The organism is Streptococcus sp. HMSC077D04 (assembly GCF_001808785.1).
Lineage (GTDB): Bacteria > Bacillota > Bacilli > Lactobacillales > Streptococcaceae > Streptococcus > Streptococcus mitis_BX.
Window position 1 is genome coordinate 18,298 of record NZ_KV794527.1, and the last position, 26,599, is coordinate 44,896.

Annotated in this window: 27 protein-coding genes; 26 read left to right on the top strand and 1 reads right to left on the bottom strand. The window is 41.0% G+C overall.

Annotated features, from left to right (window positions below):
• Position 1: 1 nt before the first annotated feature.
• From HMPREF2701_RS03610 to HMPREF2701_RS03640, 7 genes are all read left to right on the top strand, one after another.
• Entirely contained in the window at positions 2–364 is a 363-nt protein-coding gene (locus HMPREF2701_RS03610) for a S1 RNA-binding domain-containing protein (RefSeq protein WP_000689605.1), read from the top strand.
• 52 nt (positions 365–416) lie between these two features.
• Positions 417–1,166 (top strand): tRNA1(Val) (adenine(37)-N6)-methyltransferase, encoded by a 750-nt coding sequence (locus tag HMPREF2701_RS03615; protein WP_049552275.1) that lies wholly within the window; start codon positions 417–419, stop codon positions 1,164–1,166.
• The gene (locus tag HMPREF2701_RS03620; protein ID WP_070482118.1) at positions 1,156–1,455 is read left to right on the top strand and encodes a GIY-YIG nuclease family protein; all 300 of its coding nucleotides are present in this window, start codon (positions 1,156–1,158) and stop codon (positions 1,453–1,455) included. Before HMPREF2701_RS03615 ends, HMPREF2701_RS03620 begins: the two co-directional genes overlap by 11 nt.
• 70 nt (positions 1,456–1,525) lie before the next feature.
• Positions 1,526–2,461, top strand: a complete 936-nt coding sequence (locus tag HMPREF2701_RS03625; RefSeq protein ID WP_061590327.1) for a manganese-dependent inorganic pyrophosphatase — start codon at positions 1,526–1,528, stop codon at positions 2,459–2,461.
• Positions 2,462–2,546: 85 nt separating this feature from the next.
• A complete protein-coding gene (locus HMPREF2701_RS03630; protein ID WP_070482120.1) occupies positions 2,547–3,059 on the top strand; it encodes a YiiX/YebB-like N1pC/P60 family cysteine hydrolase in 513 nt (170 codons plus the stop codon).
• Positions 3,043–3,693: a DUF1803 domain-containing protein gene (locus tag HMPREF2701_RS03635; RefSeq protein WP_070482121.1), complete on the top strand. Its 651-nt coding sequence runs from the start codon at positions 3,043–3,045 to the stop codon at positions 3,691–3,693. Before HMPREF2701_RS03630 ends, HMPREF2701_RS03635 begins: the two co-directional genes overlap by 17 nt.
• Before the next feature lie 101 nt (positions 3,694–3,794).
• Positions 3,795–3,986, top strand: a complete 192-nt coding sequence (locus tag HMPREF2701_RS03640; protein ID WP_049488510.1) for a CsbD family protein — start codon at positions 3,795–3,797, stop codon at positions 3,984–3,986.
• A gap of 46 nt (positions 3,987–4,032) precedes the next feature.
• On the opposite strand, the gene HMPREF2701_RS03645 is transcribed toward HMPREF2701_RS03640, so the two are convergent.
• Positions 4,033–5,478, bottom strand: coding sequence for a UDP-N-acetylmuramoyl-L-alanyl-D-glutamate--L-lysine ligase (locus tag HMPREF2701_RS03645; RefSeq protein ID WP_070482123.1), 1,446 nt, complete (start codon positions 5,476–5,478; stop codon positions 4,033–4,035).
• Between the two features lie 105 nt (positions 5,479–5,583).
• Here HMPREF2701_RS03645 and HMPREF2701_RS03650 point away from each other — a divergent pair, with 105 nt between their 5' ends.
• The 19 genes from HMPREF2701_RS03650 to HMPREF2701_RS03735 all read left to right on the top strand — a co-directional run bounded on the left by HMPREF2701_RS03650 (position 5,584) and on the right by HMPREF2701_RS03735 (position 26,521).
• Positions 5,584–7,206 carry a putative polysaccharide biosynthesis protein gene (locus HMPREF2701_RS03650; protein WP_070482125.1) on the top strand — a complete coding sequence of 541 codons (1,623 nt, stop codon included), beginning with the start codon at positions 5,584–5,586 and terminating at the stop codon, positions 7,204–7,206.
• A 204-nt stretch (positions 7,207–7,410) separates the two neighbouring features.
• Entirely contained in the window at positions 7,411–9,369 is a 1,959-nt protein-coding gene (locus tag HMPREF2701_RS03655) for a peptide ABC transporter substrate-binding protein (RefSeq protein ID WP_070482127.1), read from the top strand.
• Between the two features lie 141 nt (positions 9,370–9,510).
• Entirely contained in the window at positions 9,511–10,605 is a 1,095-nt protein-coding gene (locus HMPREF2701_RS03660; protein ID WP_070482130.1) for a cystathionine gamma-synthase, read from the top strand.
• Positions 10,606–10,612: 7 nt separating this feature from the next.
• Positions 10,613–11,779: a MalY/PatB family protein gene (locus tag HMPREF2701_RS03665; protein WP_061590323.1), complete on the top strand. Its 1,167-nt coding sequence runs from the start codon at positions 10,613–10,615 to the stop codon at positions 11,777–11,779.
• 92 nt (positions 11,780–11,871) lie between these two features.
• Positions 11,872–14,970: a pilus expression-regulating Snf2 family helicase gene (locus tag HMPREF2701_RS03670; RefSeq protein ID WP_061590322.1), complete on the top strand. Its 3,099-nt coding sequence runs from the start codon at positions 11,872–11,874 to the stop codon at positions 14,968–14,970.
• Positions 14,971–15,017: 47 nt separating this feature from the next.
• Entirely contained in the window at positions 15,018–15,635 is a 618-nt protein-coding gene (locus HMPREF2701_RS03675) for a divisome accessory protein ZapJ (protein WP_061590321.1), read from the top strand.
• Positions 15,636–15,645: 10 nt separating this feature from the next.
• Entirely contained in the window at positions 15,646–16,980 is a 1,335-nt protein-coding gene (gene murC / locus HMPREF2701_RS03680) for a UDP-N-acetylmuramate--L-alanine ligase (protein ID WP_020902223.1), read from the top strand.
• Between the two features lie 9 nt (positions 16,981–16,989).
• A complete protein-coding gene (locus tag HMPREF2701_RS03685; protein ID WP_070482132.1) occupies positions 16,990–17,445 on the top strand; it encodes a GNAT family N-acetyltransferase in 456 nt (151 codons plus the stop codon).
• 8 nt (positions 17,446–17,453) lie between these two features.
• Entirely contained in the window at positions 17,454–17,948 is a 495-nt protein-coding gene (locus HMPREF2701_RS03690) for a GNAT family N-acetyltransferase (protein WP_070482134.1), read from the top strand.
• A gap of 79 nt (positions 17,949–18,027) precedes the next feature.
• Complete coding sequence (gene mltG / locus HMPREF2701_RS03695; RefSeq protein ID WP_070482137.1) at positions 18,028–19,722, top strand: endolytic transglycosylase MltG; 1,695 nt, start codon at positions 18,028–18,030, stop codon at positions 19,720–19,722.
• Between the two features lie 60 nt (positions 19,723–19,782).
• Positions 19,783–20,265, top strand: coding sequence for a transcription elongation factor GreA (greA, locus tag HMPREF2701_RS03700; protein WP_000818768.1), 483 nt, complete (start codon positions 19,783–19,785; stop codon positions 20,263–20,265).
• Between the two features lie 73 nt (positions 20,266–20,338).
• The gene (locus HMPREF2701_RS03705) at positions 20,339–21,703 is read left to right on the top strand and encodes an amino acid permease (RefSeq protein WP_000095647.1); all 1,365 of its coding nucleotides are present in this window, start codon (positions 20,339–20,341) and stop codon (positions 21,701–21,703) included.
• Between the two features lie 100 nt (positions 21,704–21,803).
• Complete coding sequence (locus HMPREF2701_RS03710; RefSeq protein ID WP_083281717.1) at positions 21,804–22,214, top strand: GNAT family N-acetyltransferase; 411 nt, start codon at positions 21,804–21,806, stop codon at positions 22,212–22,214.
• 45 nt (positions 22,215–22,259) lie between these two features.
• On the top strand, positions 22,260–22,409 hold the full coding sequence (locus tag HMPREF2701_RS11205; protein WP_083281718.1) for a hypothetical protein: 150 nt from the start codon (positions 22,260–22,262) through the stop codon (positions 22,407–22,409).
• A gap of 156 nt (positions 22,410–22,565) precedes the next feature.
• Entirely contained in the window at positions 22,566–22,775 is a 210-nt protein-coding gene (locus tag HMPREF2701_RS03715; protein WP_001107500.1) for a helix-turn-helix transcriptional regulator, read from the top strand.
• Positions 22,765–23,253, top strand: coding sequence for a DUF6773 family protein (locus HMPREF2701_RS03720; protein ID WP_070482138.1), 489 nt, complete (start codon positions 22,765–22,767; stop codon positions 23,251–23,253). Before HMPREF2701_RS03715 ends, HMPREF2701_RS03720 begins: the two co-directional genes overlap by 11 nt.
• A 115-nt stretch (positions 23,254–23,368) precedes the next feature.
• On the top strand, positions 23,369–24,850 hold the full coding sequence (locus tag HMPREF2701_RS03725) for a nicotinate phosphoribosyltransferase (protein WP_070482139.1): 1,482 nt from the start codon (positions 23,369–23,371) through the stop codon (positions 24,848–24,850).
• Positions 24,847–25,671 (top strand): ammonia-dependent NAD(+) synthetase, encoded by an 825-nt coding sequence (gene nadE / locus HMPREF2701_RS03730; protein WP_070482141.1) that lies wholly within the window; start codon positions 24,847–24,849, stop codon positions 25,669–25,671. The genes HMPREF2701_RS03725 and nadE overlap by 4 nt, the downstream gene beginning before the upstream one ends.
• A gap of 301 nt (positions 25,672–25,972) precedes the next feature.
• Positions 25,973–26,521, top strand: coding sequence for a GNAT family N-acetyltransferase (locus HMPREF2701_RS03735; RefSeq protein WP_070482143.1), 549 nt, complete (start codon positions 25,973–25,975; stop codon positions 26,519–26,521).
• Positions 26,522–26,599 lie beyond the last annotated feature (78 nt).

The window sequence follows — 26,599 nt, forward strand, 5'->3', positions numbered from 1 at the left end:
GATGAAAATCGGTGATAAGCTAAAGGGCCGTATTACAGGGATTCAGCCCTACGGTGCCTTTGTTGAGCTAGAGACGGGTGATACGGGGCTGATTCACATTTCAGAGATTCGGACAGGCTTTATTGAAAATATCCAGGAAGCCTTGAAAGTCGATGAAGAGGTTCAGGTTCAAGTAGTGGATTTAGATGAATTTACAGGGAAAGCCAGCCTTTCTATCCGCACTTTGGAGGAAGAAAAGCACCAGTTTCCGAGACGGAGACGTTTTTCAAGCGACCGTTTTAACTACGGCTTTGCGCCTCTTAAACGAATGATGCCAATTTGGACCAAGGAAGCCCTTCAACATTTGAAGAATCAGAAGCACTAGTTAGAAATCTCTATCTTTTGTAATGTTAACATAAATTTGCTATAATAAGACCATGGAAGAAGAACAATTATTAAAATCAGGAGAGCGCATTAACCAGCTCTTTTCGACAGATATTAAAATCATTCAAAATAGAGAGGTTTTTAGCTATTCGGTGGATAGTGTTCTCTTGTCACGTTTTCCACGTTTTCCTAAGAAGGGCTTGATAGTGGATTTCTGCGCTGGAAATGGAGCAGTGGGGCTATTTGCTAGCACTCGTACTCAGGCACAGATTTTGGCTGTTGAGATTCAGGAGCGTTTGGCAGATATGGCTGAACGCTCTGTCCGTTTGAATGGTTTAGAAGAGCAGATGGAGGTTATCTGTGATGATTTGAAAAATATGCCTTCTCGTATACAGGGAAGTAAGGTGGATATGATTTTGTGTAATCCACCCTATTTCAAGGTGGATACTCATTCAAACTTGAACGAGAGCGAACATTATCTCTTGGCGCGACATGAAATCACGACCAATTTGCAGGAAATCTGTCGCAGTGCCCAGAGTATTCTTAAATCTAATGGGCGCTTGGCTATGGTTCATCGTCCTGATCGACTTTTAGATATCTTGAACAGCTTACAACGTCATAATCTAGCCCCTAAGCGCCTGCAGTTTGTTTATCCAAAAAGAGAAAAGGAAGCCAATATGCTTTTGATTGAGGCTATCAAGGATGGCTCGACAAGTGGCTTTAAGGTCTTGCCACCTCTCATTGTCCACAATGATGATGGTTCTTATACGCCGGAACTCGAAGAGATTTATTATGGATCATAAGGCTTACATGTACGTGCTGGAGTGTCGTGATGGATCTTACTATACAGGCTATACGACTGATGTGAAAAGACGCCTCGCTGTCCACAATAGTGGGAAGGGAGCCAAATACACACGAGCACGCTTGCCAGTCAAACTCATCTATGCTCAAGGTTTTGCCAGTAAGGAAGAAGCCATGTCGGCTGAAGCCCTTCTCAAGCGTAAGAAGAGGCCGCAGAAAGAAAGATTTTTATCTGAAAATCAAGATAGAAATTTACTCAGTTATTTTGAAGAATCGTGGGGAGTCCTTTGACTCCTCTTACTTTTGTCAAAAAGCGAAAAAAATGCTACAATAAAGAGAATAAACAAAATGAGGTATTATCATGTCTAAGATTCTAGTATTTGGTCACCAAAATCCAGACTCAGATGCCATCGGGTCATCTGTAGCCTTTGCCTACCTTGCAAAAGAAGCATACGGTTTGGATACGGAAGCTGTTGCACTTGGAACTCCAAATGAAGAAACAGCCTTTGTCTTGAACTATTTTGGTGTAGAAGCACCGCGTGTTATCACTTCTGCCAAAGCAGAAGGTGCAGAGCAAGTTATCCTAACTGACCACAATGAATTCCAACAATCTGTATCAGATATCGCTGAAGTAGAAGTTTATGGTGTTGTAGACCACCACCGCGTGGCTAACTTTGAAACTGCAAGCCCACTTTACATGCGTTTGGAGCCAGTTGGATCAGCGTCTTCAATCGTTTACCGTATGTTTAAAGAACATGGTGTAGCTGTTCCTAAAGAGATTGCTGGCTTGATGCTTTCAGGTTTGATTTCAGATACCCTTCTTTTGAAATCACCAACAACACATCCAACAGATAAAGTCATTGCTCCTGAATTGGCTGAATTGGCTGGTGTAAACTTGGAAGAATATGGTTTAGCTATGTTGAAAGCTGGTACAAACTTGGCTAGCAAATCTGCTGACGAATTGATTGACATCGATGCTAAGACTTTTGAATTGAACGGAAATAATGTCCGTGTTGCTCAAGTAAACACAGTTGACATCGCTGAAGTATTGGAACGCCAAGCAGAAATCGAAGCTGCAATGCAAGCTGCTAACGAAGCAAACGGTTACTCTGACTTTGTCTTGATGATTACAGATATCGTCAACTCAAACTCAGAAATCTTGGCTCTTGGTGCCAATATGGACAAGGTTGAAGCAGCCTTCAACTTCAAACTTGAAAACAATCATGCCTTCCTTGCTGGTGCCGTTTCACGTAAGAAACAAGTGGTACCTCAATTGACTGAAAGCTTTAATGTTTAAGATTTTGAGTGTTAATTCAAATTAGAAAAGGCTAGTTTGACTTATATCGAAAGGAGTTTCGGCTCTTTTTTTCTAGGAGTGAAGCATGTTAGAAAATGGCGATTTGATTTTTGTGAGAGATGAGTCAGATATGGGACAGGCCATCCAGACTTCCACAGGCAACTATAACCATGTTGCCATTTGTTTGGATGGGATGATTTACCACGCTAGTGGACAGGCTGGTGTTGTTTGTCAAGAACCAGCAGACTTCTTTGAGTCCAATCACTTGTACGATCTCTATGTTTACCCAGAAATGGATATCCATTCGGTGAAGGAAAAAGCTTACAAACATCTAGGAGCACCCTACAATGCTTCTTTCTATCCAGATGGAACTGGCTTCTACTGTTCTCAGTACATGGCAGAAATCCTACCGATATTTGAAACCATACCTATGAAATTTGGGGATGGGGAGCAGGAGATTAGTGATTTTTGGAGAGAGTATTACAGAGAATTAGGTCTGTCTGTTCCTTTGAACCAGCCCGGGACCAATCCCAGTCAATTGGCAGCATCGCCTCTGTTAAAAAGTAAAGAAAGGAATCTTCATGATTCAGATTTTTAATCCATCTCGTTTGACGAGACAGCCATTTTTTAGAGAATTGATCCACTATCTGGACCAGCATGATGATGTTATTTTACGGGAAATCAAGGCTCAATTTTCAGATGTGGCAGTTGATAAACTCATGGAAGAGTATATAAAGGCAGGTTTGATTCTACGAGAAAATAAGCGTTATTACCTTAATCTTCCTATGCTGGAGTCACTCGATAGTCTCGAACTGGATCAAGAGATTTTTATCAGCGAAGATAGTCCGGTCTATCAAGCCTTGTTGGAGCAGACTTTTGAGACAGAATTACGAAATCAAACCAATGCTGCTATTTTAGTTGAAAAGACGGACTTTGCGAGATCAAAAATGACTCTGTCCAATTATTTTTACAAGGTCAAACATCAGTATCCTTTGACAGAAAAACAGCAGGAACTCTATGACATTTTGGGAGATGTCAATCCTGAGTATGCTCTCAAATATATGACGACTTTTTTGCTAAAATTTCTCAAAAAAGATCAACTGATGCAGAAACGACGTGATATCTTTGTGGACAGTTTAGTAGTCTTGGGCTATATTGTCCAAAATGAAGATGGAAAGTATGAATTGGCCGTCGATTTTGATAAGGAAAGATTAACTTTCCACTTGGCCTGATTTCTTTTTTGTGAGCACATTGTTTGACTTTCCTTAGTATTCGGTATAAACTATATGTAACCGGTAACACATATCGGAATAAAACTAAAGGAGACAATCATATGTCACTTGAAAACAAATTGGAACAAGCAACAGGCGCTATCAAAGAAGGATTTGGTAAAGTTACTGGAGATGGTAAGACTGAAGCAGAAGGCGCTGTAGAAAAGACAGTTGCTAAGGCAAAAGAAGTAGTTGAAGATGCTAAAGATGCTGTAGAAGGTGCCGTTGAAGGTTTGAAAAACGCTTTTAAATAAAAATAGAAAAAATCAAGGGTTTCATTTCCCTTGATTTTTTACTATCTTATAAATAATTTTCTGCGACTGCTGCATCTCCTGGATAGGCTTCTTTCTTACCTTGGACGATTTGGTAGCAATCGGCTCCCTTACCTGCGATAATCACAGCATCTAATTCTTGACTTGTGATAGCCATCGCTGCCTTGATAGCTTCTTGGCGATCGGCAATCTTTTCAACAGGATGGCTGATATAGCTACTGATTTCATCCGCAATGGCCATTGGGTCTTCATAGTTAGGGTCATCAGCAGTCAGAAAAACTTGAATCTCAGGGTGTTGATTAAGGAGGAGGCCAAAGTCCTTACGACGGCTTTCTCCCTTGTTTCCTGTCGAACCGAGAACCAGAGCAATCTTTCCAGTTTGATGAGTTTCTACAACATTGATTAGTTTTTTGAGACTGTCACCATTGTGTGCATAGTCGATAAAGACCTTGGCGCCATTTTTCTGAGTGAGGACTTCCATACGACCAGGAACTCGGGTTGCTGCGATTCCTTTTTTGATGTCCTCAAGACTAGCTCCGAGACGGAGACAGGCAAGTCCAGAAGCAACTGCATTTTCTTGGTTGAAGTGTCCAATGAGTTGGATATCATAATCTCCAGCGAGTTTACCCGTAGCTGAAAAACTAAAGGCTTTGGAATTCTCGATTTGGTTGCTCGACTGGCTACCGTAGAAATCATGGTCTTGATCTTCTACCTGTTCTTTTAGTACAGAGAAGTGGTCCATGTCACTGTTAATGATGACTGCTCGGCTATTTTCCATCAAGAGACGTTTGTGGTAGAAGTAGTCTTCAAAGCTAGGGTGTTCAATCGGGCCGATATGGTCGGGGCTGATATTGAGGAAAACTCCCACATCAAAGGTTAGACCATAGACACGTTTGACCAGATAGGCTTGACTGGAGACTTCCATGATGAGGTGGGTACGATCATTTTGCACAGCCTGATCCATCATATCAAAGAGGTCAATGCTCTCAGGAGTTGTCAATGCAGACTTAAAGAAAGTCTTGCCATCTAAAGTTGTATTCATAGTCGAGAGCATAGCCGGTCGATGCCCTTGAGATAAGATGTTATAAGCGAAATAGGCTGCTGTTGTCTTACCCTTAGTTCCAGTAAAGGCAAGGAGTTTGAGTTTTTTCTGTGGATTGCCATAAAATTCCATGGCAATCAAACTCATGGCTTTCTTGATATCGCTGACAATAATAGCAGTAATACCAACTTCATAGTCTTCTTCAGCCACATACCAACCGAGACCTTGAGAGATGGCAGAAATCAGAAATTCCTTTTTAAAGGCAGCACCCTTGACGAAAAAGAGGCTCTTCTCTTTGGCCCTGCGGCTATCATAGCAGATGGTGTCAAATACGACATGGCTGTAGTTGTAGTGATAATGTCCTTGGTCGATAATCTCACGGAAGAGACCATCTTTCTTTAAAATATCTAATACGGTTTCAATCTTTATCATACTTTCTATTGTAAACCGAAAGTCGTAAATTTACAAGTGACAAGGAAAAGTTTATAATGGAAGATGAGGAATTTTTCCTAGTTATTAAAATTAAATGAGGAATCTATGTCTAACGAAAACAATCACCAGCAGGCCCAGATGTTACGGGGGACTGCTTGGCTAACGGCTAGTAACTTTATCAGTCGTCTACTCGGTGCCATTTATATCATCCCTTGGTATATCTGGATGGGGTCTTATGCGGCTACAGCAAATGGTCTCTTTACCATGGGCTATAATATCTATGCTTGGTTCTTGCTAGTTTCAACAGCGGGTATTCCAGTTGCGGTTGCCAAGCAAGTGGCCAAGTATAATACCATGCGAGAAGAAGAGCATAGCTTTGCCCTGATTCGGAGCTTTTTAGGATTTATGACAGGACTAGGTCTGGTTTTTGCTTTAGTCTTGTATCTCTTTGCTCCATGGCTAGCAGACTTGTCGGGTGTAGGTAAAGACCTGATCCCAATCATGCAGAGCTTGGCTTGGGCGGTCTTGATTTTCCCATCTATGAGTGTGATCCGAGGTTTCTTCCAAGGGATGAATAACCTGAAACCTTATGCCATGAGCCAAATCGCTGAGCAGGTCATTCGTGTTATCTGGATGCTCTTAGCTACCTTTATCATTATGAAAATGGGCTCAGGAGATTATCTAGCAGCGGTTACCCAATCCACCTTTGCTGCCTTTGTCGGCATGGTAGCTAGTTTTGCAGTTTTGATCTATTTCCTTGCCAAAGAAGGATTACTTAAAAGAGTCCTTGAAAAAGGAGATAAGATTAATAGTAAGCGTCTTTTGATCGATACCATTAAGGAAGCCATTCCTTTTATCCTGACAGGGTCTGCTATCCAGCTTTTCCAGATTTTGGATCAGATGACCTTTATCAATAGTATGAGCTGGTTTACCAATTATAGTAATGAAGACTTGGTTGTCATGTTTTCTTATTTCTCAGCCAATCCTAATAAAATCACTATGATTTTAATTTCCTTAGGAGTTTCGATTGGTGGTGTAGGCTTGCCACTTTTGACCGAAAACTATGTGAAAGGTGATTTGAGGTCTGCCTCTAAATTGATTCAAGATAATCTAACGATGCTTCTATTGTTTCTTTTTCCTGCAACAGTGGGAGTGGTCATGGTCGGTGAACCTATTTATACCATATTTTACGGGAAGCCAGATGGTTTGGCATTAGGTTTGTTTATCTTTGCGGTCTTGCAGTCAACCATTTTGGGTGTATATATGGTTTTGTCACCAATGCTTCAGGCTATGTTCCATAACCGTAAAGCAATCCGTTACTTTTTCTATGGTTCGGTTGCTAAGCTAGTCTTGCAATTACCAACAATTTATCTTTTTCACAGTTATGGTCCTTTGATTTCAACATCAATCGCTCTTATCATCCCCATTATATTCATTTATCGTGAACTATGTAGGGTAACAGGAATGAGAGGTAATGTGGTATTTAGGAGAACAATTTTAATCAGTTTGTTAACTCTTGTTATGTTTATTGGCGTAGGTGCTATCCAGTGGATACTGGGATTTGTCTTCCAACCAAGTGGGCGTTTGTGGAGTTTTCTATATGTAACTCTTGTCGGTGCCATGGGTGGAGGAGTTTATGGAATTATGAGCCTCCGTACCCGTTTATTGGATAAGGTGATTGGAAAAGCCCAAGCAGATCGCTTACGAATCAAATTAAAGTTAACTTAAAAAATATTTATAAATAAAAGGGATAATTTGAACATTTCTATCATAGAATGCTTAAATTATTCTCTTTTTTATTAATTTGTAGAATAATAGCTAAAGTTCGTAGATGGTAATTTAATTTTTCTTAAATTTTACTTAAAAAACTATTGACTAAATAAAACACGAGTTGTATAATAAGACAAATATTTAAATCAGGAGGTTCTGAAGATGAAAAAGTCTAAAGCCAAGTATGCAACGCTTGCAGGTGTCGTATTAAGTGCAGGTATTTTATTAAGCGCGTGTGGAAATTCCAGCACAGGGTCAAAAACATATAACTATGTTTATACTAGTGATCCGTCTAGTTTGAATTATCTAGCAGAAAACCGTGCAACAACTAATGATATCGTGGTTAATTTGGTAGATGGGCTCATGGAAAATGACCAGTATGGGAACTATATCCCATCCTTGGCAGAGGATTGGAGTGTTTCTAAGGACGGTTTGACCTATACCTACAAACTGCGTAAAGATGCTAAATGGTATACTGCAGATGGAGATGAATATGCTCCTGTAACTGCTCAAGATTTTATAACTGGTCTTAAGTATGCAGCTGATAAAAAATCAGAAGCCTTGTACCTAGTTCAAGACTCTGTTGCTGGTTTGGATGACTATATCAACGGGAAAACAACTGACTTTTCAACTGTAGGTGTTAAGGCGATTGATGACCAAACTGTTCAATATACCTTGACACGACCAGAATCTTACTGGAATTCAAAAACAACATCAACCATTCTCTTCCCTGTTAACGCTGATTTCTTGAAATCAAAAGGTGATGATTTTGGGAAGGTAGACCCATCTAGCATATTGTACAATGGACCGTTCTTGATGAAATCCTTTGTTTCAAAATCTGTTATTGAATTCAAGAAAAATCCGAACTACTGGGATGCTAAAAATGTCTTTGTAGATGATGTGAAATTGGCCTATTATGATGGTAGTGACCAAGATGCACTAGCTCGTAACTTTGTCGAGGGAGCTTATAGCTACGCTCGTCTCTATCCAAATAGTTCAAGCTTTGAAGGGATTAAAGAAAAGAATAAGGATAATATCATCTATAGCTTGCAAGATGCCACTTCTTATTTCTTAAACTTTAACCTGGATAGAAAATCTTATAAATTCACTTCTAAGACAAGTGATGCTGAAAAGAAATCGACTCAGGAAGCGGTTCTTAATAAAAACTTCCGTCAAGCCATTAACTTTGCCTATGACCGTACAGCTTACGGGGCTCAATCCCAAGGAGAGGATGGTGCAACTAAGATTTTGCGTAACCTAGTCGTTCCTCCAAACTTCGTAAGTATCAATGGCAAAGACTTTGGTGAAGTAGTAGCCTCTAAGATGGTTAATTACGGTAAGGAATGGCAAGGAATTAACTTTGCAGATGCCCAAGATCCATACTACAATGCTGAAAAAGCTAAAGCTAAATTTGCAGAGGCTAAGAAAGAACTCCAAGCTAAAGGAGTCCAATTCCCTATTCACTTGGACATGACAGTTGACCAAGCTGCTAAAAAGGGTGTCCAAGAGGCAAACTCTATGAAGCAATCTATTGAAGCAGCCTTAGGTGCAGATAATGTTGTAATTGATATTCAACAACTCTCCACTGAAGACTATGATAGTACAAGCTATCTGGCTCAGACTGCTGCTCAGAAAGATTACGATCTATATAACGGTGGTTGGGGATCTGACTATCAAGATCCATCAACTTATCTTGATATTTTCAATGTGAAGAGCGGTGGAGTGTTGCAAAATCTGGGTATAGAGCCTGGTGAATCTAATGATAAGGCTAAGGCTGTTGGACTGGATATCTACACTCAAATGCTGGAAGAAGCCAATAAGGAGCAAGATCTTGCAAAACGCTATGAAAAGTATGCTGAGATCCAAGCATGGTTGGTAGATAGCGCTTTAGCGATTCCAAATATTTCTAAGGGGGGAACACCAGTATTGAGAAAAACAGTTCCTTTCTCAGAACCATATTCATTAGCTGGTAATAAAGGAATCGAATCCTATAAATACCTCAAAGTACAAGATAAAACAGTCACAAAAGATGAATATGAAAAAGCTAAAGAAAAATGGCTGAAAGAAAAAGAAGAATCCAATAAAAAAGCCCAAGAAGAATTGGCAAAACATGTAAAATAAGGATTTTTCAAGAAAAACGATGGTTTCGAAAGAAGCTGTCGTTTTTTATATAGTTTGAAACTATAACTAGCTCTTGAAAAGAAGAAAATGAGTTGATGAAAATAAGTGGTACAATAGTTACTATAGATTTGGAGGTATTGTATGAGCAAGGAATTACACATTAACACAATTTTGGCCCAGGCGGGTATCAAGTCAGACGAAGCAACAGGATCTTTGGTGACACCGCTTCATTTTTCGACGACATATCAGCACCCAGAGTTTGGTCAGTCTACTGGTTTTGACTATACGCGTACCAAAAACCCAACTCGTAGCAAGGCTGAAGAAGTCTTGGCAGCTATTGAGTCCGCAGATTATGCCCTAGCGACTAGCTCAGGGATGTCAGCTATTGTACTGGCCTTTAGTGTCTTCCCAGTAGGAAGTAAGGTCTTGGCTGTCCGTGACCTTTATGGTGGTTCTTTCCGCTGGTTCAACCAAGTGGAGCAGGAAGGCCGTTTCCATTTTACCTATGCCAATACAGAAGAAGAGTTGATTGCCGAGTTAGAAAAGGACGTGGATGTTCTCTATATCGAAACCCCAACCAATCCCTTGATGTTGGAATTTGATATCGAAAAACTAGCCAAATTGGCTCATGCTAAGGGTGCCAAAGTGGTGGTGGACAATACCTTCTACAGCCCTATCTACCAACGTCCGATTGAAGATGGAGCGGATATCGTTCTTCATTCAGCAACCAAGTATCTAGCAGGGCACAATGATGTCTTGGCTGGAGTGGTTGTGACCAATAGTTTAGAACTATACGAGAAGCTCTTTTACAATCTTAATACGACAGGGGCAGTCTTGTCTCCATTTGACAGTTATCAATTGATTCGTGGTCTCAAGACCTTGTCTCTTCGTATGGAGCGCTCAACAGCTAACGCCCAAGAAGTGGTTGCCTTTTTGAAGGATTCTCCAGCAGTTAAGGAAGTTCTCTACACTGGTCGTGGAGGCATGATTTCCTTTAAAGTAGCCGATGAAACACGTATTCCTCACATTTTGAACAGTCTTAAGGTCTTCTCTTTTGCGGAAAGTTTAGGTGGGGTAGAAAGTCTCATTACTTATCCAACGACGCAAACTCACGCTGATATTCCAGCAGAAGTGCGCCATTCTTATGGTTTGACAGATGACCTCTTGCGTTTGTCTATTGGGATTGAGGATGCTAGAGATTTGATTGCAGATTTGCGCCAAGCCTTAGAAGGATAAGATAAAGATGGGAAAATATGATTTTACAAGCCTGCCCAATCGTTTAGGGCACCATACCTATAAATGGAAAGAGGCGGAAACGGATAGCGAAGTCTTGCCAGCTTGGATAGCGGATATGGACTTTGTAGCCTTGCCTGAAATCCGCCAAGCCGTGCAAACTTACGCTGATCAACTGGTTTATGGTTATACCTATGCCAGTGAAGAGTTAATTAAGGAAGTTCAAAAGTGGGAAGCTACACAACATGGGTATCACTTTGACAAAGAAGCTCTTGTCTTTATCGAGGGTGTGGTACCGGCTATCTCAACAGCTATTCAAGCCTTTACAAAAGAAGGAGAAGCAGTTCTGATTAACACACCTGTCTATCCACCTTTTGCTCGTAGTGTCAAGTTGAACAATCGCAAATTGATTACCAATTCTTTGGTGGAAAAGGATGGTCTGTTTGAGATTGACTTTGATCAGCTTGAGAAGGATTTGGTGGAAGAGGATGTCAAACTCTACATTCTCTGCAACCCTCACAATCCTGGTGGACGTGTATGGGAAAAAGAAGTCTTGGAAAAGATTGGCCAACTCTGCCAGAAATACGGTGTTTTCTTGGTTTCGGATGAGATTCACCAAGATTTGGCCCTCTTTGGTCACAAGCATCATTCTTTCAATACCATTGATCCTGCCTTCAAAGATTTTGCGATTGTCTTGAGCAGCGCAACCAAAACCTTTAACATTGCTGGAACAAAAAATTCCTATGCCGTCATTGAAAATCCTAAGTTGAGACTGACTTACCAGAAACGCCAGTTGGCTAATAATCAACATGAAATTTCAGGCTTGGGTTATCTGGCGACAGAAGCTGCTTATCGCTATGGGAAGGATTGGCTAGAGGAACTCAAGCAAGTATTTGAAGACCACATCAATTATGTGGTGGATTTATTTGGTAAAGAGACTAAAATCAAGGTCATGAAACCGCAAGGGACCTACTTGATTTGGCTTGATTTTTCAGCCTATGACCTGACTGATGAAAGATTGCAAGAGCTGTTGAGAAATGAAGCTAAGGTTATCCTTAACCGTGGTTTGGATTTTGGAGAGGAAGGGAGTCTCCATGCCCGTCTCAATGTAGCTATGCCTAAATCTCTACTGCAAGAAGTGTGTCAGCGGATTGTGACAACTTTTGCCAAACGTTAAAAATCCAGCCTTCTAGGAGAAAAGTCTTCCTAGGAGGCTATTTTCATAGGGGAAAATATGGTATAATAAAAAGATAAGGTAAAGGTAAAAATATGGCTAAATTGATTCCGGGGAAAGTCCGTATCGAAGGTGTTGCCCTTTATGAAACCGGTAAGGTTGACATTATCAAGGAAAAGAATAATCGGCTCTACGCTCGCGTTGCAGAAGAAGAACTGCGCTATAGTTTAGAGGATGATTTGGTTTTTTGTGCCTGCGATTTTTTCCAAAAGAGGGGCTACTGTGTGCATTTGGCAGCTCTGGAGCATTTTTTGAAAAATGATGAGCGTGGCCAAGAAATCTTGCAGAGTCTGGAAGAAGGTCATGAAGAAAAAGAAGCCGTTGAAACCAAGGTGACCTTGGGTGGTAAATTTTTGGACCGAATCTTGTCTCCAAAAGCAGAACGTGCCTATGAATTATCGGCTGTGGGACAAGTGGAAGCAGGAACCAATCGTATCTTGTGGACTCTGAGAATCGGGCAAACCAATAGTCAAAAATACTATGTCATTCGGGATATTCCGCTCTTTTTAAAAGTCGTCGAGAAGAGAAAACCTTATATGATTGGAAAAACTTATGAGGAATCTCTGTCTTTGGAAGCCTTTGATGAGGCAAGTCAAGAGCTTCTGGCTTTTTTGCGGGGACTAACGGAGGAAGGACTTAGTCCAGATCTTTTTTTCCAAAACCAGGGTCGGCATCTCTTTTTTCCTCTGACCTTTTTTGAGCAGGGTGTGAATTTACTGATGACCTTGCCGCATTTTCAATTTGACCATCAAGTAGATAGCTACCAAACCCTGATTTTTCAGGATTTGCATGCGGGTGCTAATCTATTTGCCTTTATAGTAAAAGAATACTCGGATTATTTTGAAATGGAAATCAGTGAGAGTCCAAGAGTTAATGCCTTTTATCAGGGAGCTGTGCTTTTCCATAAAGGACAGGTTTATTTTCTAACAGACCAGCAGATGCGTCTTCTCAAGGAAATCAAAGCGCTGCCTGTGGATCAACATGGAAAGAAATACCTGCAATTTGATAGCAGTGACCGAGATAAGTTAGCTTCCTGTCTAACGCTCTTTAGCCAGATGGGCACCGTTTCAGCTCCAGAACGTCTACAAATCAAAACTTTTTCGCCCTCTTTCTACTTTGACAGGGAAGAAGATAATCGGATTCGTTTAGAAATTCAGTTTGATTATGGAGACAGGAAGGTATCTAGTCGACAAGAGCTAGAAGAATTGCCATTTTCGAGTGACGCGGACTTAGAAGAAAGAGTTTTCCAAGTCTGTTTGGCTGCGGGCTTTGAAGCAGACTTTCAATCTTGGCGTCAGGCCTTAAAAGCCGAGTCTGTCTATCATTTCTTCCATGAAATCATTCCAGTTTTTGAAAAACTCGGGAATGTTGATCTATCAGACAAGCTAGAAGAAATTTATAGCCTAGCAAGCCCTCAAGTGCAGATTGCTTCCAAGGGAGGTCTCTTGGAAATCCAGTTTGATTTTCAAGATATTGCCCAAGAGGAAATTGACCAAGCCATGCAGGCCTTGGTTGCCAATCAAGATTTTTACATTGGTGCGTCCAATCAAGTCTACTTTTTCGATGAAGAAACCAAGAAAATTCGCCAAAATCTACAGGAACTGGGGCAGTTTGAATTAAAAGATGGGGCCTTGCAGGCTCGAAAATCTTTGGCTTATAGTTTAGCCCATCTCTTTGAAGGACGAGATCGTGTTTCTTTTTCACAAGAATTCCAGAATCTGGCCCAGGATTTGACGCATCCAGAGGACTTCCCTAGACAAGCAACTCAGGTTCAGGCTGATTTGCGAGATTATCAGGAAAAGGGAATTCGTTGGTTGCAAATGCTCTATCATTATGGTTTTGGTGGGATTTTAGCTGATGATATGGGACTTGGTAAAACACTGCAGACCATTGCTTTTTTGACCAGTCAAGTGACAAAAGAAAGTCGGGTTTTGATTTTAGCTCCGTCAGGTTTGATTTACAACTGGGCAGATGAATTTAAGAAATTTGCTCCACAGTTGGATGTGGCTGTTGTTCATGGATTGAAAGCTAGTCGTGAAGCGGTTCTTGCTGAGAGCCATCAAATCTATGTGACGAGCTATGCCACCTTCCGTCAGGACAGTGAGCTTTATCAGGGGATGGTCTTTGACTTCCTTTTCTTAGATGAAGCTCAGGTTATGAAAAATGCCCAAACCAAGATTGCCCAGACCTTGAGACAATTTGTGGTGCCGTCAGTTTTTGCCCTTTCAGGGACACCGATTGAAAACCATCTGGGTGAGTTGTGGTCTATTTTCCAAATCGTCATGCCAGGACTTCTGCCAAGCAAGAAAGAATTTATGAAATTGCCAGCTGAGCGAGTGGCTCAGTTTATCAAGCCTTTCGTTATGCGACGTAAGAAAGAAGAAGTTCTGACTGAATTGCCAGATTTGATTGAAGTAGTTTATAAGAATGAACTGGAAGACCAGCAAAAGGCTATCTACCTAGCCCAGTTGCAACAGATGCGGGACCGTCTAGCTCAAGTGTCAGATCAGGAATTCCAGCGAAGTCGGGTGGAAATCTTGTCTGGTCTGATGCGCTTGCGTCAAATCTGTGACACTCCTGCCCTCTTTATGGAAGATTATCAGGGTGCCAGTGGTAAACTGGATAGTCTCCGAGACCTGCTGGTACAGGTGGCAGACGGTGGACACCGTGTCTTGATTTTCTCGCAGTTCAAGGGAATGTTGGAGAAAATTGAACAAGAACTGCCAGACTTGGGCTTGACTTCCTTTAAAATTACGGGTTCAACACCAGCCAAGGAAAGACAAGACATGACTAAGGCCTTTAACCAAGGGGAGAGAGATGCCTTTCTGATTTCCCTTAAGGCAGGTGGTGTTGGTCTGAACCTGACCGGTGCTGATACAGTGATTTTGGTCGACCTTTGGTGGAATCCTGCGGTGGAAGCGCAAGCTATTGGCCGTGCCCATCGGATGGGTCAGGAAGAAACGGTTGAGGTTTATCGCTTGGTGACCAAGGGAACCATTGAAGAAAAAATTCAGGAACTTCAAGAACAGAAGAAACATCTGGTGTCACAAGTATTGGACGGCACAGAGTCACGTGGCAGTCTGACCCTATCAGAAATTAGAGAAATTTTGGGAATTTCTGAAGCCAGCACTTGAAAAATCAAGACAATACGCTATAATGAAGTGTTGAAAGGAAATAGAAAATGAGAGAAGAACGATTTCCATTGGTCTCAGATGATGAGGTCATGCTGACTGAGATGCCGGTTATGGACCTCTATGATGAGTCTGACTTTATCAGTAATATCAAGGGGGAATACCGTGATAAGAATTATCTGGAGTGGGTCCCAATTACTGAAGAAACACCAGTAAAACCGATTGAAAAGTCAGTAGAGAAACCTAAGAAGGCTGGTTTAGGAGTTAAAAAAGAAGGAAAGAGCTATGCGGAAGTGGCGCGTGAAGAAGCGCGTGCGGACTTGAAAAAGAAACGCTCAGCAAGTTATCTGACTAAGGATATTACTCCTACAAGACGCCATTCTCAGCCAAGTCTGGTTAGACAGGACAATCAACCTACCGCGCCTTTCCAAAAGGAAAATCCTGGTGAATTTGTCAAATATAGTCAAAAATTGACCCAGTCTCATTACATCTTGGCGGAAGAAGTGAACAATATTTCGACTCAAGCTGAGCCAAAAGAAACTTCAGGCCCAAAGAAAAACAACTATGATTTTCTGAAGAAGAGCCAAATCTACAATAAAAAGAATCAACAAAAAGAACAAGAACGTCAGGTGGCCCAAGAGTTGAATCTGACAAGAATTACGGAATAGGGGAGAAAACATGTCAAAGACATATCATTTTATCGGAATTAAGGGATCAGGTATGAGTGCCTTGGCCTTGATGTTGCACCAAATGGGGCATAAGGTACAGGGATCAGATGTTGAAAAGTACTACTTTACTCAACGTGGTCTTGAGCAGGCAGGGATTACTATTCTTCCTTTTGATGAAAAAAATCTAGACGGTGATATGGAAATTATCGCTGGAAATGCCTTTCGTCCAGATAACAACGTCGAAATTGCCTATGCGGACCAAAATGGCATTAGCTACAAACGTTACCATGAGTTCCTAGGTAGCTTTATGCGTGACTTTGTCAGCATGGGAGTAGCTGGAGCGCATGGAAAAACTTCAACTACTGGGATGTTGTCTCATGTCTTGTCTCACATTACAGATACTAGCTTCTTGATTGGAGACGGGACTGGTCGTGGTTCGGCCAATGCTAAATATTTTGTCTTTGAATCTGACGAATACGAGCGTCACTTTATGCCTTATCACCCAGAATACTCTATTATCACCAACATTGACTTTGACCATCCAGACTATTTCACAAGTCTAGAGGATGTTTTCAATGCCTTTAACGACTATGCTAAACAAATTACCAAAGGTTTGTTTATCTACGGAGAAGATGCTGAATTGCGTAAGATTACGTCTGATGCACCAATTTATTATTATGGTTTTGAAGCAGAAGGTAATGACTTTGTAGCTAGTGATCTTCTTCGTTCAACAACTGGTTCAACCTTCACAGTTCACTTCCGTGGACAAGAGCTGGGTCAATTCCACATTCCAACCTTTGGTCGTCACAATATCATGAATGCAACAGCTGTTATTGGTCTTCTTTACACAGCAGGATTTGATTTAAACTTGGTGCGTGAACACCTGAAAACATTTGCCGGTGTTAAGCGTCGTTTCACTGAGAAAATTGTCAATGATACGGTGATTATCGATGACTTTGCCCACCATCCAACAGAAATTATTGCGACCTTGGATGCGGCTCGTCAGAAATACCCAAGCAAGGAAATTGTTGCAGTCTTCCAACCGCATACTTTTACAAGAACCATTGCCTTGTTGGACGAATTTGCCCACGCTTTGAACCAAGCGGATGCTGTTTATCTAGCCCAAATTTATGGATCTGCTCGTGAAGTAGACCATGGTGATGTTAAGGTAGAAGACCTAGCCAATAAAATCAATAAGAAACACCAAGTGATTACTGTTGAAAATGTTTCTCCACTCCTAGACCATGACAATGCTGTTTACGTCTTTATGGGAGCAGGAGATATCCAAACCTATGAATATTCATTCGAGCGTCTCTTGTCTAACCTGACAAGCAATGTTCAATAGGAAGTTCTCATGGAAATTCCAATTAAGATCATTCAGGCAAATAAGTCTGATTTGACTGAGATAGAGGCACTTCATACCTCATCTTTTCTAACTGAAAAGCAGCAACCTTCCCATATTTTAGAAGAAAGTATCCGTAAGTGTGCGGATACCTTTCTTCTAGCTAGGGATGAAAATCAGCTTCTGGGCTATGTTCTAGGTGGTCCTTATCCACACAATCCGAAATGTCTAGAAATACATTCTTTAGTCATTGATACTGACCATCAGAGACAGGGCTTGGGAACGCTTCTTCTTGCGGCTTTGAAAGATGTGGCAGTTGAGCTGGATTACAAAGCTATTCGTTTGAAGAGCCCTGGTGAGTTGCTTTCCTATTTTGAAATGAACGGTTTTATTGATGAAGAAGAGACAGATTCGTTTTATGCAGCTAGTCAAGGTTTTAGTATGATTTGGTTTAATCTCTTTTTTTAGGAGGCACAATGAAAATCAGGAAAGCAAGATTAGAAGATTTAGATCGTATCGTTGAGATTGAACTAGAGAATTTCTCGATAGAAGAAGCCATTCCTCGCTCTGTTTTTGAGGCGCATTTGCGAGAGATTCGGACCTCTTTTCTGGTTGCAGAAAAAGAGGGTAAGATTATTGGTTATATAGAGGGACCAGTTGGCCCCCACCGCCATCTACAGGACCAGTCTTTTACAGAAAAGATAGCAGATTATAGTCATGAGCCGAGTGGTTATATCTCTGTGACCTGTCTTTCTATTGCCAAGGAAGCACAGGGCCTTGGACTTGGTCAAAAATTATTAACAGCCTTGAAAGAGTTGGCTCTTGAACACGAAAGAGAAGGTATTAACCTAACCTGTCATGACTATCTCATCGCCTACTACGAAAAACATGGATTTGTCAATGAAGGCCGGTCTCAGTCAACCTTTGCAGGGGAAACCTGGTATGATATGGTCTGGGAAGCTAAAAAATAAGCGAGAAAAGCATGCTAGGTTGCTTTTCTTTCGTTTTTAAGATATAATATTATGGATTGTCAACGAGGAGGATAAACTTTTGAGTGAAAAAACAAGAGAAGACGAAAAATTAAGCTTTAAAGAGCAAATTTTACGTGATTTAGAGAGAGTAAAAAAACAAGATAGAAGTGAGCAAGAAAACGAGATTACAAGTTTTGAAACTCCTTTATCTCAAGAAGATTCAGTAGATCCTTCAACTCAGGAACATGAACCTTCAGCAGAAGAGTTGATGGCTAATTCTCTTTCTGTTGTGGATCAAATATTAAAGAATGCTCCTGGTGTTCCATCACGTTCTAATAATATTTCGGATGAAATTGCAGGAAATGAAGAAGTTGCAGAACCTAAAATTGAAGCGGTAGTTGAACCAGTAGAACCTGTTTTCGAGCCAGTTCAACCAAAAGTAGAACCTGTAAAACTTAACGAAGACAAAGAATTTAACGAGATTCCAACAAAGGTTGCGGTGTCGTATAAAACAAGTAGACAACAGGAAGAAGTTAGTACTCCTGCAGTGGATAATGAGCTATCTGAGTTAGCTGAATCGGCAGATAGCCTAGGTTCAGTTCCTAGACGTAGTCGCCGTGAGCCAGTTAAACCAGTTAAGAAGAAAAAATCACATTTGAAGGCATTCTTCATTTCTCTACTGATTTTCCTAGCCTTGATTTCAGCAGGTGGTTACTTCGGTTACCAGTATGTTCAATCATCTTTATTACCAGTTGATGCAAATTCTAAGGAATATGTAACGGTTCAAATCCCAGAAGGAGCCAATGTCCAAGAGATTGGCTCAGCACTTGAACATTCTGGTGTGATTAAACACGGAGTGATTTTTGCTTTTTATGCTAAATATAAGAATTATTCAGATTTGAAGGCTGGATATTATAATTTGCAAAAGAGCATGAGTACAGAGGATATCATCAAAGAACTACAAAAAGGTGGTACAGCTGAACCTCAAGAACCATCACTTGCAGATTTGACCATTCCAGAAGGATATACCATTGATCAAATCGCCCAAGCTGTAGGCCAATTACAAGGTGAATTTAAAGAACCTTTGACAGCGGAAGCTTTCTTGGCTAAGGTGCAAGATGACAACTTTATCAGTCAAGAAGTTGCTAAATATCCAAATCTACTCGAAAGCTTGCCAACGAAAGAAAGTGGAGCTCGTTACCGTTTGGAGGGTTATCTTTTCCCAGCGACCTACTCTATCAAGGAAAGCACAACTATTGAAAGCTTGATTGATGAGATGTTGGCAGCTATGGATAAGACCTTGACTCCGCACTATAGTGCAATTAAGTCTAAAAACTTGACAGTCAATGAATTGCTAACAATTGCTTCACTGGTTGAAAAAGAAGGAGCTAAGACTGAAGACCGTAAGTTGATTGCGGGTGTTTTCTACAACCGTTTGAATCTTGGTATGCCACTTCAAAGCAATATTGCAATCTTGTATGCTCAAGGGAAACTTGGTCAAAATATCAGCCTAGCAGATGACGCTGGAATTGATACATCGATTAATTCACCATACAATGTTTATACAAAACCTGGTTTGATGCCTGGTCCAGTAGATAGCCCAAGTCAGGACGCGATTGAAGCAAGTATCAATCAAACTAAGAGTGAGAACCTATACTTTGTAGCCAATGTTACAGATGGTAAAGTCTATTACGCAGTGACACAGGAAGAACATGATCGTAATGTAGCTGAGCACGTCAATAGCAAGCTTACTCAAAATAGTAGTTCAAACTAAGACTACACAAATGAGAATCTCAGATAGAGATTCAATATTATCGAAGGAAAGTTGAGAAAAATGGCAGAAAAAACATATCCTATGACCCTTGAGGAAAAGGAAAAACTTGAAAAAGAATTAGAAGAATTGAAATTGGTCCGCCGTCCAGAAGTGGTAGAACGCATTAAGATTGCCCGTTCATACGGTGACCTTTCTGAAAACAGTGAATACGAAGCAGCTAAGGATGAACAAGCCTTTGTCGAAGGACAAATCTCTAGCTTGGAAACAAAAATCCGTTATGCTGAAATCGTCAATAGTGACTCAGTTGCCCAAGACGAAGTAGCGATTGGTAAAACAGTCACTATCCAAGAAATTGGTGAGGACGAAGAAGAAGTTTATATTATCGTAGGTTCAGCTGGTGCGGATGCCTTTGCAGGTAAGGTTTCAAATGAAAGCCCAATTGGACAAGCCTTGATTGGCAAGAAAACAGGTGATACAGCAACAATTGAAACACCTGTTGGTAGCTATGATGTAAAAATTTTGAAGGTTGAAAAAACAGCCTAATGATTAAAAGGAGTAAAAAGAGGGAAAAATCCTTCTTTGCTCCTTTTTAGGTTTAAAAAGAATTGGAGACGTTATGAGTTCAAAGAAGAAAAAAAATAAGATGGAGCGTGGTCTGACCAATCGTCACGTGCAGGTTATGGCCATCGCTGGAACAATCGGAACAGGACTCTTTTTGGGAGCGGGTCGCTCTATTAGCCTAACAGGTCCTTCTATTGTACTGATTTATATGATTACTGGTGCTTTTATGTTCCTCATGATGCGTGCGGTTGGGGAAATGCTCTACCAAGATCCTGAGCAACATACCTTTATCAACTTTATCACACGCCATTTGGGTAAGGGCTGGGGTTATTTCTCAGTTTGGTCTTACTGGTTATCCGTTGTCTTTATCGGTATGGCGGAAATCACAGCCATTTCTCACTATGTTCAGTTCTGGTTCCCTAGCTGGCCAAGTTGGATGATTGAGATTGGATTTTTGACCATTCTAGCCTTGGTCAATCTGATTGCAGTTAAGCTCTTTGGAGAAGTGGAGTTTTGGTTTGCGATGGTCAAGATTGTGGCTATTTTAGCCATGATTGCCACAGGGGTCTTTATGGTCTTGACAGGCTTTAAGACACCTCATGGTGTAGCAAGTTTGGCTAATATTGCTGACAATTTCTCCCTCTTCCCAAATGGTGGAGTCAACTTTGTCATGGCCTTCCAGATGGTGTTCTTTGCCTACCTCATGATTGAGTTTATCGGGGTCACAACTTCTGAAACAAAAAATCCACGTCAGGTCTTGCCAAAAGCCGTTAAGGAAATTCCTTTGCGTATCGTCTTTTTCTATGGTGGAGCTCTCTTGGCCATTATGTCCATTATTCCTTGGCGTGAACTTGCATCGGCTGATTCTCCCTTTGTTACGGTGTTTGAATTGGCAGGTATCAAGTGGGCGGCAGCCTTGATTAACTTCGTCGTTTTGACCTCAGCAGCATCTGCTCTTAACTCAACCCTTTATTCAACAGGTCGTCATTTGTACCAGATTGCCCATGATTCACCAAATCCATTCTTAAAGGCGATTAAGGCGGATACTCTTTCTCGCCACAATGTGCCACAAAATGCCATCATCGCTTCAGCAATCTTGATTGCCCTAGCAGCCTTTATCAACGTCTTGCCAGGTGTTTCGGATGCCTTTGCCTTGATTACAGCATCATCATCAGGTGTCTATATCGCTATTTATATCTTGATTATGGTGGCTCACCTTAAATACCGCAAGTCACCAGACTTTATGGCGGATGGCTATCTCATGCCCCATTATCGTTTCCTAAATCCTTTAACCATGCTCTTCTTTGCCTTTGTCTTTGTAACCCTCTTTTTACAAGAGTCTACATTTGTAGGAGCAATTGGTTCAGCTATCTGGATTATCGGTTTTGGTATTTATAGCCAGTGGAAATTTAGAAAATAGATTAAAGACTCATCAACTCAGGTTGGTGGGTTTTTGCTAGTTTGACAGTCTATTGAAATAAGATTATAATCAAGCTGTAACAGTGTTTAAGGAGGTTTAGATGTACTTTAGATTGGAAAATAAGGAATCCCATAAATCACAAGAAATAGGGAATCTGATTCGTTTTTATAACCGTTCAAAAAGAGAAGAAGCTGAAAGTGAGCCACTTAATCTTTATGTTGAAGATGAAAAGGGAAATCTCCTTGCAGGTTTGATAGCAGAAACTTTTGGAAATTGGCTAGAGATCGAGTATTTATTTGTAAAAGAAGAACTGAGAGGGCAAGGAATCGGTTCAAAACTATTGCAGCAAGCAGAAACTGAAGCTAAGAATCGAAACTGTCGTTTTGCCTTTGTCAATACTTACCAGTTTCAAGCGCCAGACTTTTATCAGAAACATGGCTACAAGGAAGTCTTTGCTTTGCAAGACTATCCCTACACAGGACAAAGATTTTATTACCAAAAGGATTTGTAAGGAGAATATGAAATCATAAAGTAATGAGGGGTTCTTGACATAAGTATGAAGGGGATTCTCGATAAATACCAGTTAAATTCTACAAATTGTGTCTTTCTAGACGATATTGAAGACAATGCAATCGCAGCTGAGAAATTGGGCATCAAGGCCTATCAGGTTAAGAAAAGAAGCGATGTTGTTGAAATTTTGAAATAATTTATTTAAAGTCAAAACTCTCTATTATTTTGTGGTAGAGAGTTTTTTGTTAATAAAATATTACAAAATGACATTTATATATTGCATTAAGTTAGATATATGATATAATGTTGTTAAAAAGAGGCGCAACATTTTAAAATTATAAGGAGGACGAAGGTGGCTAAAAATTTAAAATTAAAATTAGCTCGGGTAGAGCTTGATTTAACTCAAGGTCAACTGGCAGAGGCTGTTGGGGTGACGCGCCAGACTATTGGTTTGATAGAGGCGGGGAAATACAATCCCAGTCTCTCACTCTGCCAGTCCATTTGCAGATGTTTAGGGAAAACCCTAGACCAACTATTTTGGGAGGAAGAAGATGGTAAATAAATTCATTCATTATCAATTACTTGACGAAAGAGAAGAACAACTAATCAATAAAGCTGGGGCAGAGTCTTTTTCACTTTTTATTGGGCTTGTACTTCTAAGCTATTTGGTGGCAGTGTTGGCTCCATCTCTTTTTAATCCGAATTTTCTAGTCTATACTCTGATAGTAGGAATTCTCTTCTTTTTTAATCGTGCCCGTTATCTGGGAGTGACCTACTATAGTCGTTTTCATTTTACGATTTTGGGTTGTTTTTTCCTAACCTTGGCTATTACGACTCTTTTGATGTTACAGAATTATCAATTCAACATAGAAATTTATCAGCACAATCCTTTGAACGTTAAATACCTATCTGCTTGGGCAATTACTTATGTCATTTACCTTCCCTGGGTCTTTATTGGCAATCTTGGTCTTAAGAGCTATGGTAAATGGGCTCAGAAAAAGTTTGAACAAGATATGGATGAACTGGAGAGTGGAGAATAGCTTGTTACTCTTTTCTCAATCAGGCTAAAATGTGATATAATAGTACTAATTTATTGGAATACATGAAAGTTCTTGAAAATTTTCATGGGTTTCTAGTTAAGGAAGTAGGAAAAGTATGTATCCAGATGATAGTTTGACATTGCACACGGACTTGTACCAGATCAACATGATGCAGGTTTACTTTGACCAAGGGATTCACAATAAAAAGGCGGTCTTTGAGGTGTATTTCCGCCAGCAGCCTTTTAAGAATGGCTATGCGGTTTTTGCAGGTTTGGAAAGAATTGTGAGTTATCTTGAAGACCTGCGTTTTTCAGATAGTGATATTGCCTATTTGGAGTCGCTAGGCTATCATGGGGCATTCTTGGACTATCTCCGCAATTTCAAGTTGGAGTTGACCGTTCGTTCTGCCCAAGAAGGGGACTTGGTTTTTGCTAATGAACCGATTGTACAGGTGGAAGGCCCTCTAGCTCAATGTCAGTTGGTCGAAACGGCTCTTTTGAACATCGTCAACTACCAGACCTTGGTGGCGACAAAGGCAGCTCGTATTCGTTCGGTTATTGAAGATGAACCTTTAATGGAGTTTGGGACACGTCGGGCGCAAGAGATGGATGCGGCTATCTGGGGAACACGCGCAGCGGTGATTGGTGGAGCCAATGGAACTAGCAACGTGCGTGCGGGTAAACTCTTTGACATTCCTGTCTTGGGGACCCATGCCCATGCCTTGGTACAGGTTTATGGTAACGACTATGAGGCCTTTAAGGCTTACGCTGCGACCCACAAAAACTGTGTCTTTCTTGTGGATACCTATGACACCCTTCGTATCGGTGTACCAGCGGCCATTCAGGTGGCGCGTGAGCTAGGTGACCAGATTAACTTTATGGGTGACCAGATTAACTTTATGGGTGTGCGGATTGACTCTGGGGATATTGCTTACATTTCCAAGAAAGTTCGTCAGCAATTGGACGAGGCTGGATTTACAGAGGCTAAGATTTATGCTTCAAATGATTTGGACGAAAATACCATCCTCAACCTCAAGATGCAAAAGGCCAAGATTGATGTCTGGGGCGTGGGAACTAAGCTGATTACAGCCTATGACCAGCCAGCTCTTGGGGCAGTTTATAAGATTGTTGCAATCGAAGATGAAAATGGCCAGATGCGCAATACCATCAAGCTGTCAAATAATGCTGAAAAAGTGTCTACACCAGGTAAGAAGCAGGTGTGGCGCATTACCAGTCGTGAAAAAGGCAAGTCAGAAGGAGACTATATCACTTATGATGGCGTAGATGTTGCCAGCATGACAGAAATCAAGATGTTCCATCCGACCTATACTTACATCAAGAAGACGGTTCGTAATTTTGACGCTGTTCCTCTCTTAGTGGATATCTTCAAAGACGGAAAATTGATTTACAACCTGCCTAGCTTGACTGAGATTCAGGATTATGCTCGTAAGGAATTTGACAAGCTTTGGGATGAATACAAGCGCGTGCTCAATCCTCAGCATTATCCAGTGGATTTGGCGCGTGATGTATGGCAAGACAAGATGGACTTGATTGACAAAATGCGCAAGGAAGCCCTTGGTGAAGGAGAAGAAGAATGAGTTTGCAAGAAACGATTATCCAAGAGCTGGGTGTCAAACCAGTGATTGATGCCCAGGAAGAAATCCGTCGTTCTATTGATTTCTTAAAAAGATACTTGAAAAAACACCCCTTCCTAAAGACCTTTGTATTAGGGATTTCTGGGGGACAAGATTCAACCTTAGCAGGACGTTTAGCTCAATTAGCTATGGAAGAACTGCGAGCAGAAACGGGAGACGACAGCTATAAATTTATCGCTGTCCGTCTGCCTTATGGAGTGCAAGCTGATGAAGCAGATGCTCAAAAAGCCTTAGCATTCATCCAACCAGATGTCAGCTTGGTTGTGAATATCAAGGAATCAGCTGACGCCATGACAGCTGCAGTTGAAGCGACAGGTAGTCCTGTTTCGGACTTCAACAAGGGGAATATCAAGGCTCGTAGTCGTATGATTGCTCAGTATGCCCTTGCTGGTTCCCATAGCGGAGCGGTCATTGGGACAGACCATGCTGCGGAAAATATCACAGGTTTCTTTACCAAGTTTGGTGACGGTGGTGCAGATATTTTACCCCTTTTCCGCCTCAATAAACGCCAAGGAAAACAATTATTGAAGGAACTAGGTGCAGACCCAGCCCTTTATGAAAAAATCCCAACAGCAGACCTAGAAGAAGATAAACCAGGCCTAGCTGATGAAGTAGCACTCGGAGTCACTTATGAAGAGATTGACGACTACCTAGAAGGCAAAACAATCAGCCCAGAAGCCCAAGAGACTATCGAAAACTGGTGGTACAAAGGTCAACATAAACGCCACCTGCCCATCACTGTCTTTGATGACTTTTGGGAGTGAAAACCTCCAGTGGAGGTTTTCAGCTTCTCACCTTGAAATAAGAAAGTGAGAGAAGGTTCGGTAACTCACAGAGTTCGATTTCGTCGTCTCACCCCCGCAACGATGACTATGTTTGAAAAAGCTTGCTAGAGCGCATTTCAAACCAGACAGCGACTGCGTCAAGGGTTTACCCCGAGCATGGAAACAAGTAAGCGAGGAAGGTCAGGTGGACCTTTTTAGCTTATTACCTTGAAATTAAAAAGCAAAGCAAATCTAAATGGAGATTGAATAGAAATCATATATCAGAAAGCGAGGCAGCATCATGAAAGCAATCGGAACGAAAATGTTACAGACAGAACGTTTAATCTTGCGAAGATTTGTAGAAAGTGATGCAGAAGCCATGTTTCAGAATTGGGCTTCATCCGCTGAGAATCTGACCTATGTCACCTGGGATCCTCATTCTGATGTCGAGGTGACTCGAAACTCGATTCGTAACTGGGTTGCATCCTATACCAATCCCAACTATTACAAATGGGCTATTTGTCTCAAAGAAAATCCGGAGAAAGTTATAGGAGATATCAGCATCGTTGCAATAGATGAGAACAATTCTTCTTGTGAAATTGGCTATGTACTAGGCAAGGTTTACTGGGGACATGGGATTATGACAGAAGCCTTGAAAGCTGTCTTGGACTTCTGTTTTACTCAAGCAGGTTTTCAAAAAGTTAGAGCTCGATATGCCAGTCTCAATCCAGCTTCAGGTCGTGTCATGGAGAAGGCTGGAATGTCCTATCTCAAGACTATTACCAATGGTGTAGAGAGAAAAGGCTATCTTGCGGACCTTATTTATTATCAGATAAGTAGGGAAGACTAGTGAAGTTTCTTTTCAGTTTCCATCAAAGTCAGACCTTGTCTGGCTTTTTTTGAACCATTTTTTACATAACCTGATTAA

What these genes read in the sequence shown, in the direction of transcription:
- HMPREF2701_RS03610 (WP_000689605.1), top strand. Translation starts at nt 2, where the DNA reads ATGAAAATCGGTGATAAGCTAAAGGGCCGTATTACAGGGATTCAGCCC.
- HMPREF2701_RS03615 (WP_049552275.1), top strand. Translation starts at nt 417, where the DNA reads ATGGAAGAAGAACAATTATTAAAATCAGGAGAGCGCATTAACCAGCTC.
- HMPREF2701_RS03620 (WP_070482118.1), top strand. Translation starts at nt 1,156, where the DNA reads ATGGATCATAAGGCTTACATGTACGTGCTGGAGTGTCGTGATGGATCT.
- HMPREF2701_RS03625 (WP_061590327.1), top strand. Translation starts at nt 1,526, where the DNA reads ATGTCTAAGATTCTAGTATTTGGTCACCAAAATCCAGACTCAGATGCC.
- HMPREF2701_RS03630 (WP_070482120.1), top strand. Translation starts at nt 2,547, where the DNA reads ATGTTAGAAAATGGCGATTTGATTTTTGTGAGAGATGAGTCAGATATG.
- HMPREF2701_RS03635 (WP_070482121.1), top strand. Translation starts at nt 3,043, where the DNA reads ATGATTCAGATTTTTAATCCATCTCGTTTGACGAGACAGCCATTTTTT.
- HMPREF2701_RS03640 (WP_049488510.1), top strand. Translation starts at nt 3,795, where the DNA reads ATGTCACTTGAAAACAAATTGGAACAAGCAACAGGCGCTATCAAAGAA.
- HMPREF2701_RS03645 (WP_070482123.1), bottom strand. Translation starts at nt 5,478, where the DNA reads ATGATAAAGATTGAAACCGTATTAGATATTTTAAAGAAAGATGGTCTC.
- HMPREF2701_RS03650 (WP_070482125.1), top strand. Translation starts at nt 5,584, where the DNA reads ATGTCTAACGAAAACAATCACCAGCAGGCCCAGATGTTACGGGGGACT.
- HMPREF2701_RS03655 (WP_070482127.1), top strand. Translation starts at nt 7,411, where the DNA reads ATGAAAAAGTCTAAAGCCAAGTATGCAACGCTTGCAGGTGTCGTATTA.
- HMPREF2701_RS03660 (WP_070482130.1), top strand. Translation starts at nt 9,511, where the DNA reads ATGAGCAAGGAATTACACATTAACACAATTTTGGCCCAGGCGGGTATC.
- HMPREF2701_RS03665 (WP_061590323.1), top strand. Translation starts at nt 10,613, where the DNA reads ATGGGAAAATATGATTTTACAAGCCTGCCCAATCGTTTAGGGCACCAT.
- HMPREF2701_RS03670 (WP_061590322.1), top strand. Translation starts at nt 11,872, where the DNA reads ATGGCTAAATTGATTCCGGGGAAAGTCCGTATCGAAGGTGTTGCCCTT.
- HMPREF2701_RS03675 (WP_061590321.1), top strand. Translation starts at nt 15,018, where the DNA reads ATGAGAGAAGAACGATTTCCATTGGTCTCAGATGATGAGGTCATGCTG.
- murC (WP_020902223.1), top strand. Translation starts at nt 15,646, where the DNA reads ATGTCAAAGACATATCATTTTATCGGAATTAAGGGATCAGGTATGAGT.
- HMPREF2701_RS03685 (WP_070482132.1), top strand. Translation starts at nt 16,990, where the DNA reads ATGGAAATTCCAATTAAGATCATTCAGGCAAATAAGTCTGATTTGACT.
- HMPREF2701_RS03690 (WP_070482134.1), top strand. Translation starts at nt 17,454, where the DNA reads ATGAAAATCAGGAAAGCAAGATTAGAAGATTTAGATCGTATCGTTGAG.
- greA (WP_000818768.1), top strand. Translation starts at nt 19,783, where the DNA reads ATGGCAGAAAAAACATATCCTATGACCCTTGAGGAAAAGGAAAAACTT.
- HMPREF2701_RS03705 (WP_000095647.1), top strand. Translation starts at nt 20,339, where the DNA reads ATGAGTTCAAAGAAGAAAAAAAATAAGATGGAGCGTGGTCTGACCAAT.
- HMPREF2701_RS03710 (WP_083281717.1), top strand. Translation starts at nt 21,804, where the DNA reads ATGTACTTTAGATTGGAAAATAAGGAATCCCATAAATCACAAGAAATA.
- HMPREF2701_RS11205 (WP_083281718.1), top strand. Translation starts at nt 22,260, where the DNA reads ATGAAGGGGATTCTCGATAAATACCAGTTAAATTCTACAAATTGTGTC.
- HMPREF2701_RS03720 (WP_070482138.1), top strand. Translation starts at nt 22,765, where the DNA reads ATGGTAAATAAATTCATTCATTATCAATTACTTGACGAAAGAGAAGAA.
- HMPREF2701_RS03725 (WP_070482139.1), top strand. Translation starts at nt 23,369, where the DNA reads ATGTATCCAGATGATAGTTTGACATTGCACACGGACTTGTACCAGATC.
- nadE (WP_070482141.1), top strand. Translation starts at nt 24,847, where the DNA reads ATGAGTTTGCAAGAAACGATTATCCAAGAGCTGGGTGTCAAACCAGTG.
- HMPREF2701_RS03735 (WP_070482143.1), top strand. Translation starts at nt 25,973, where the DNA reads ATGAAAGCAATCGGAACGAAAATGTTACAGACAGAACGTTTAATCTTG.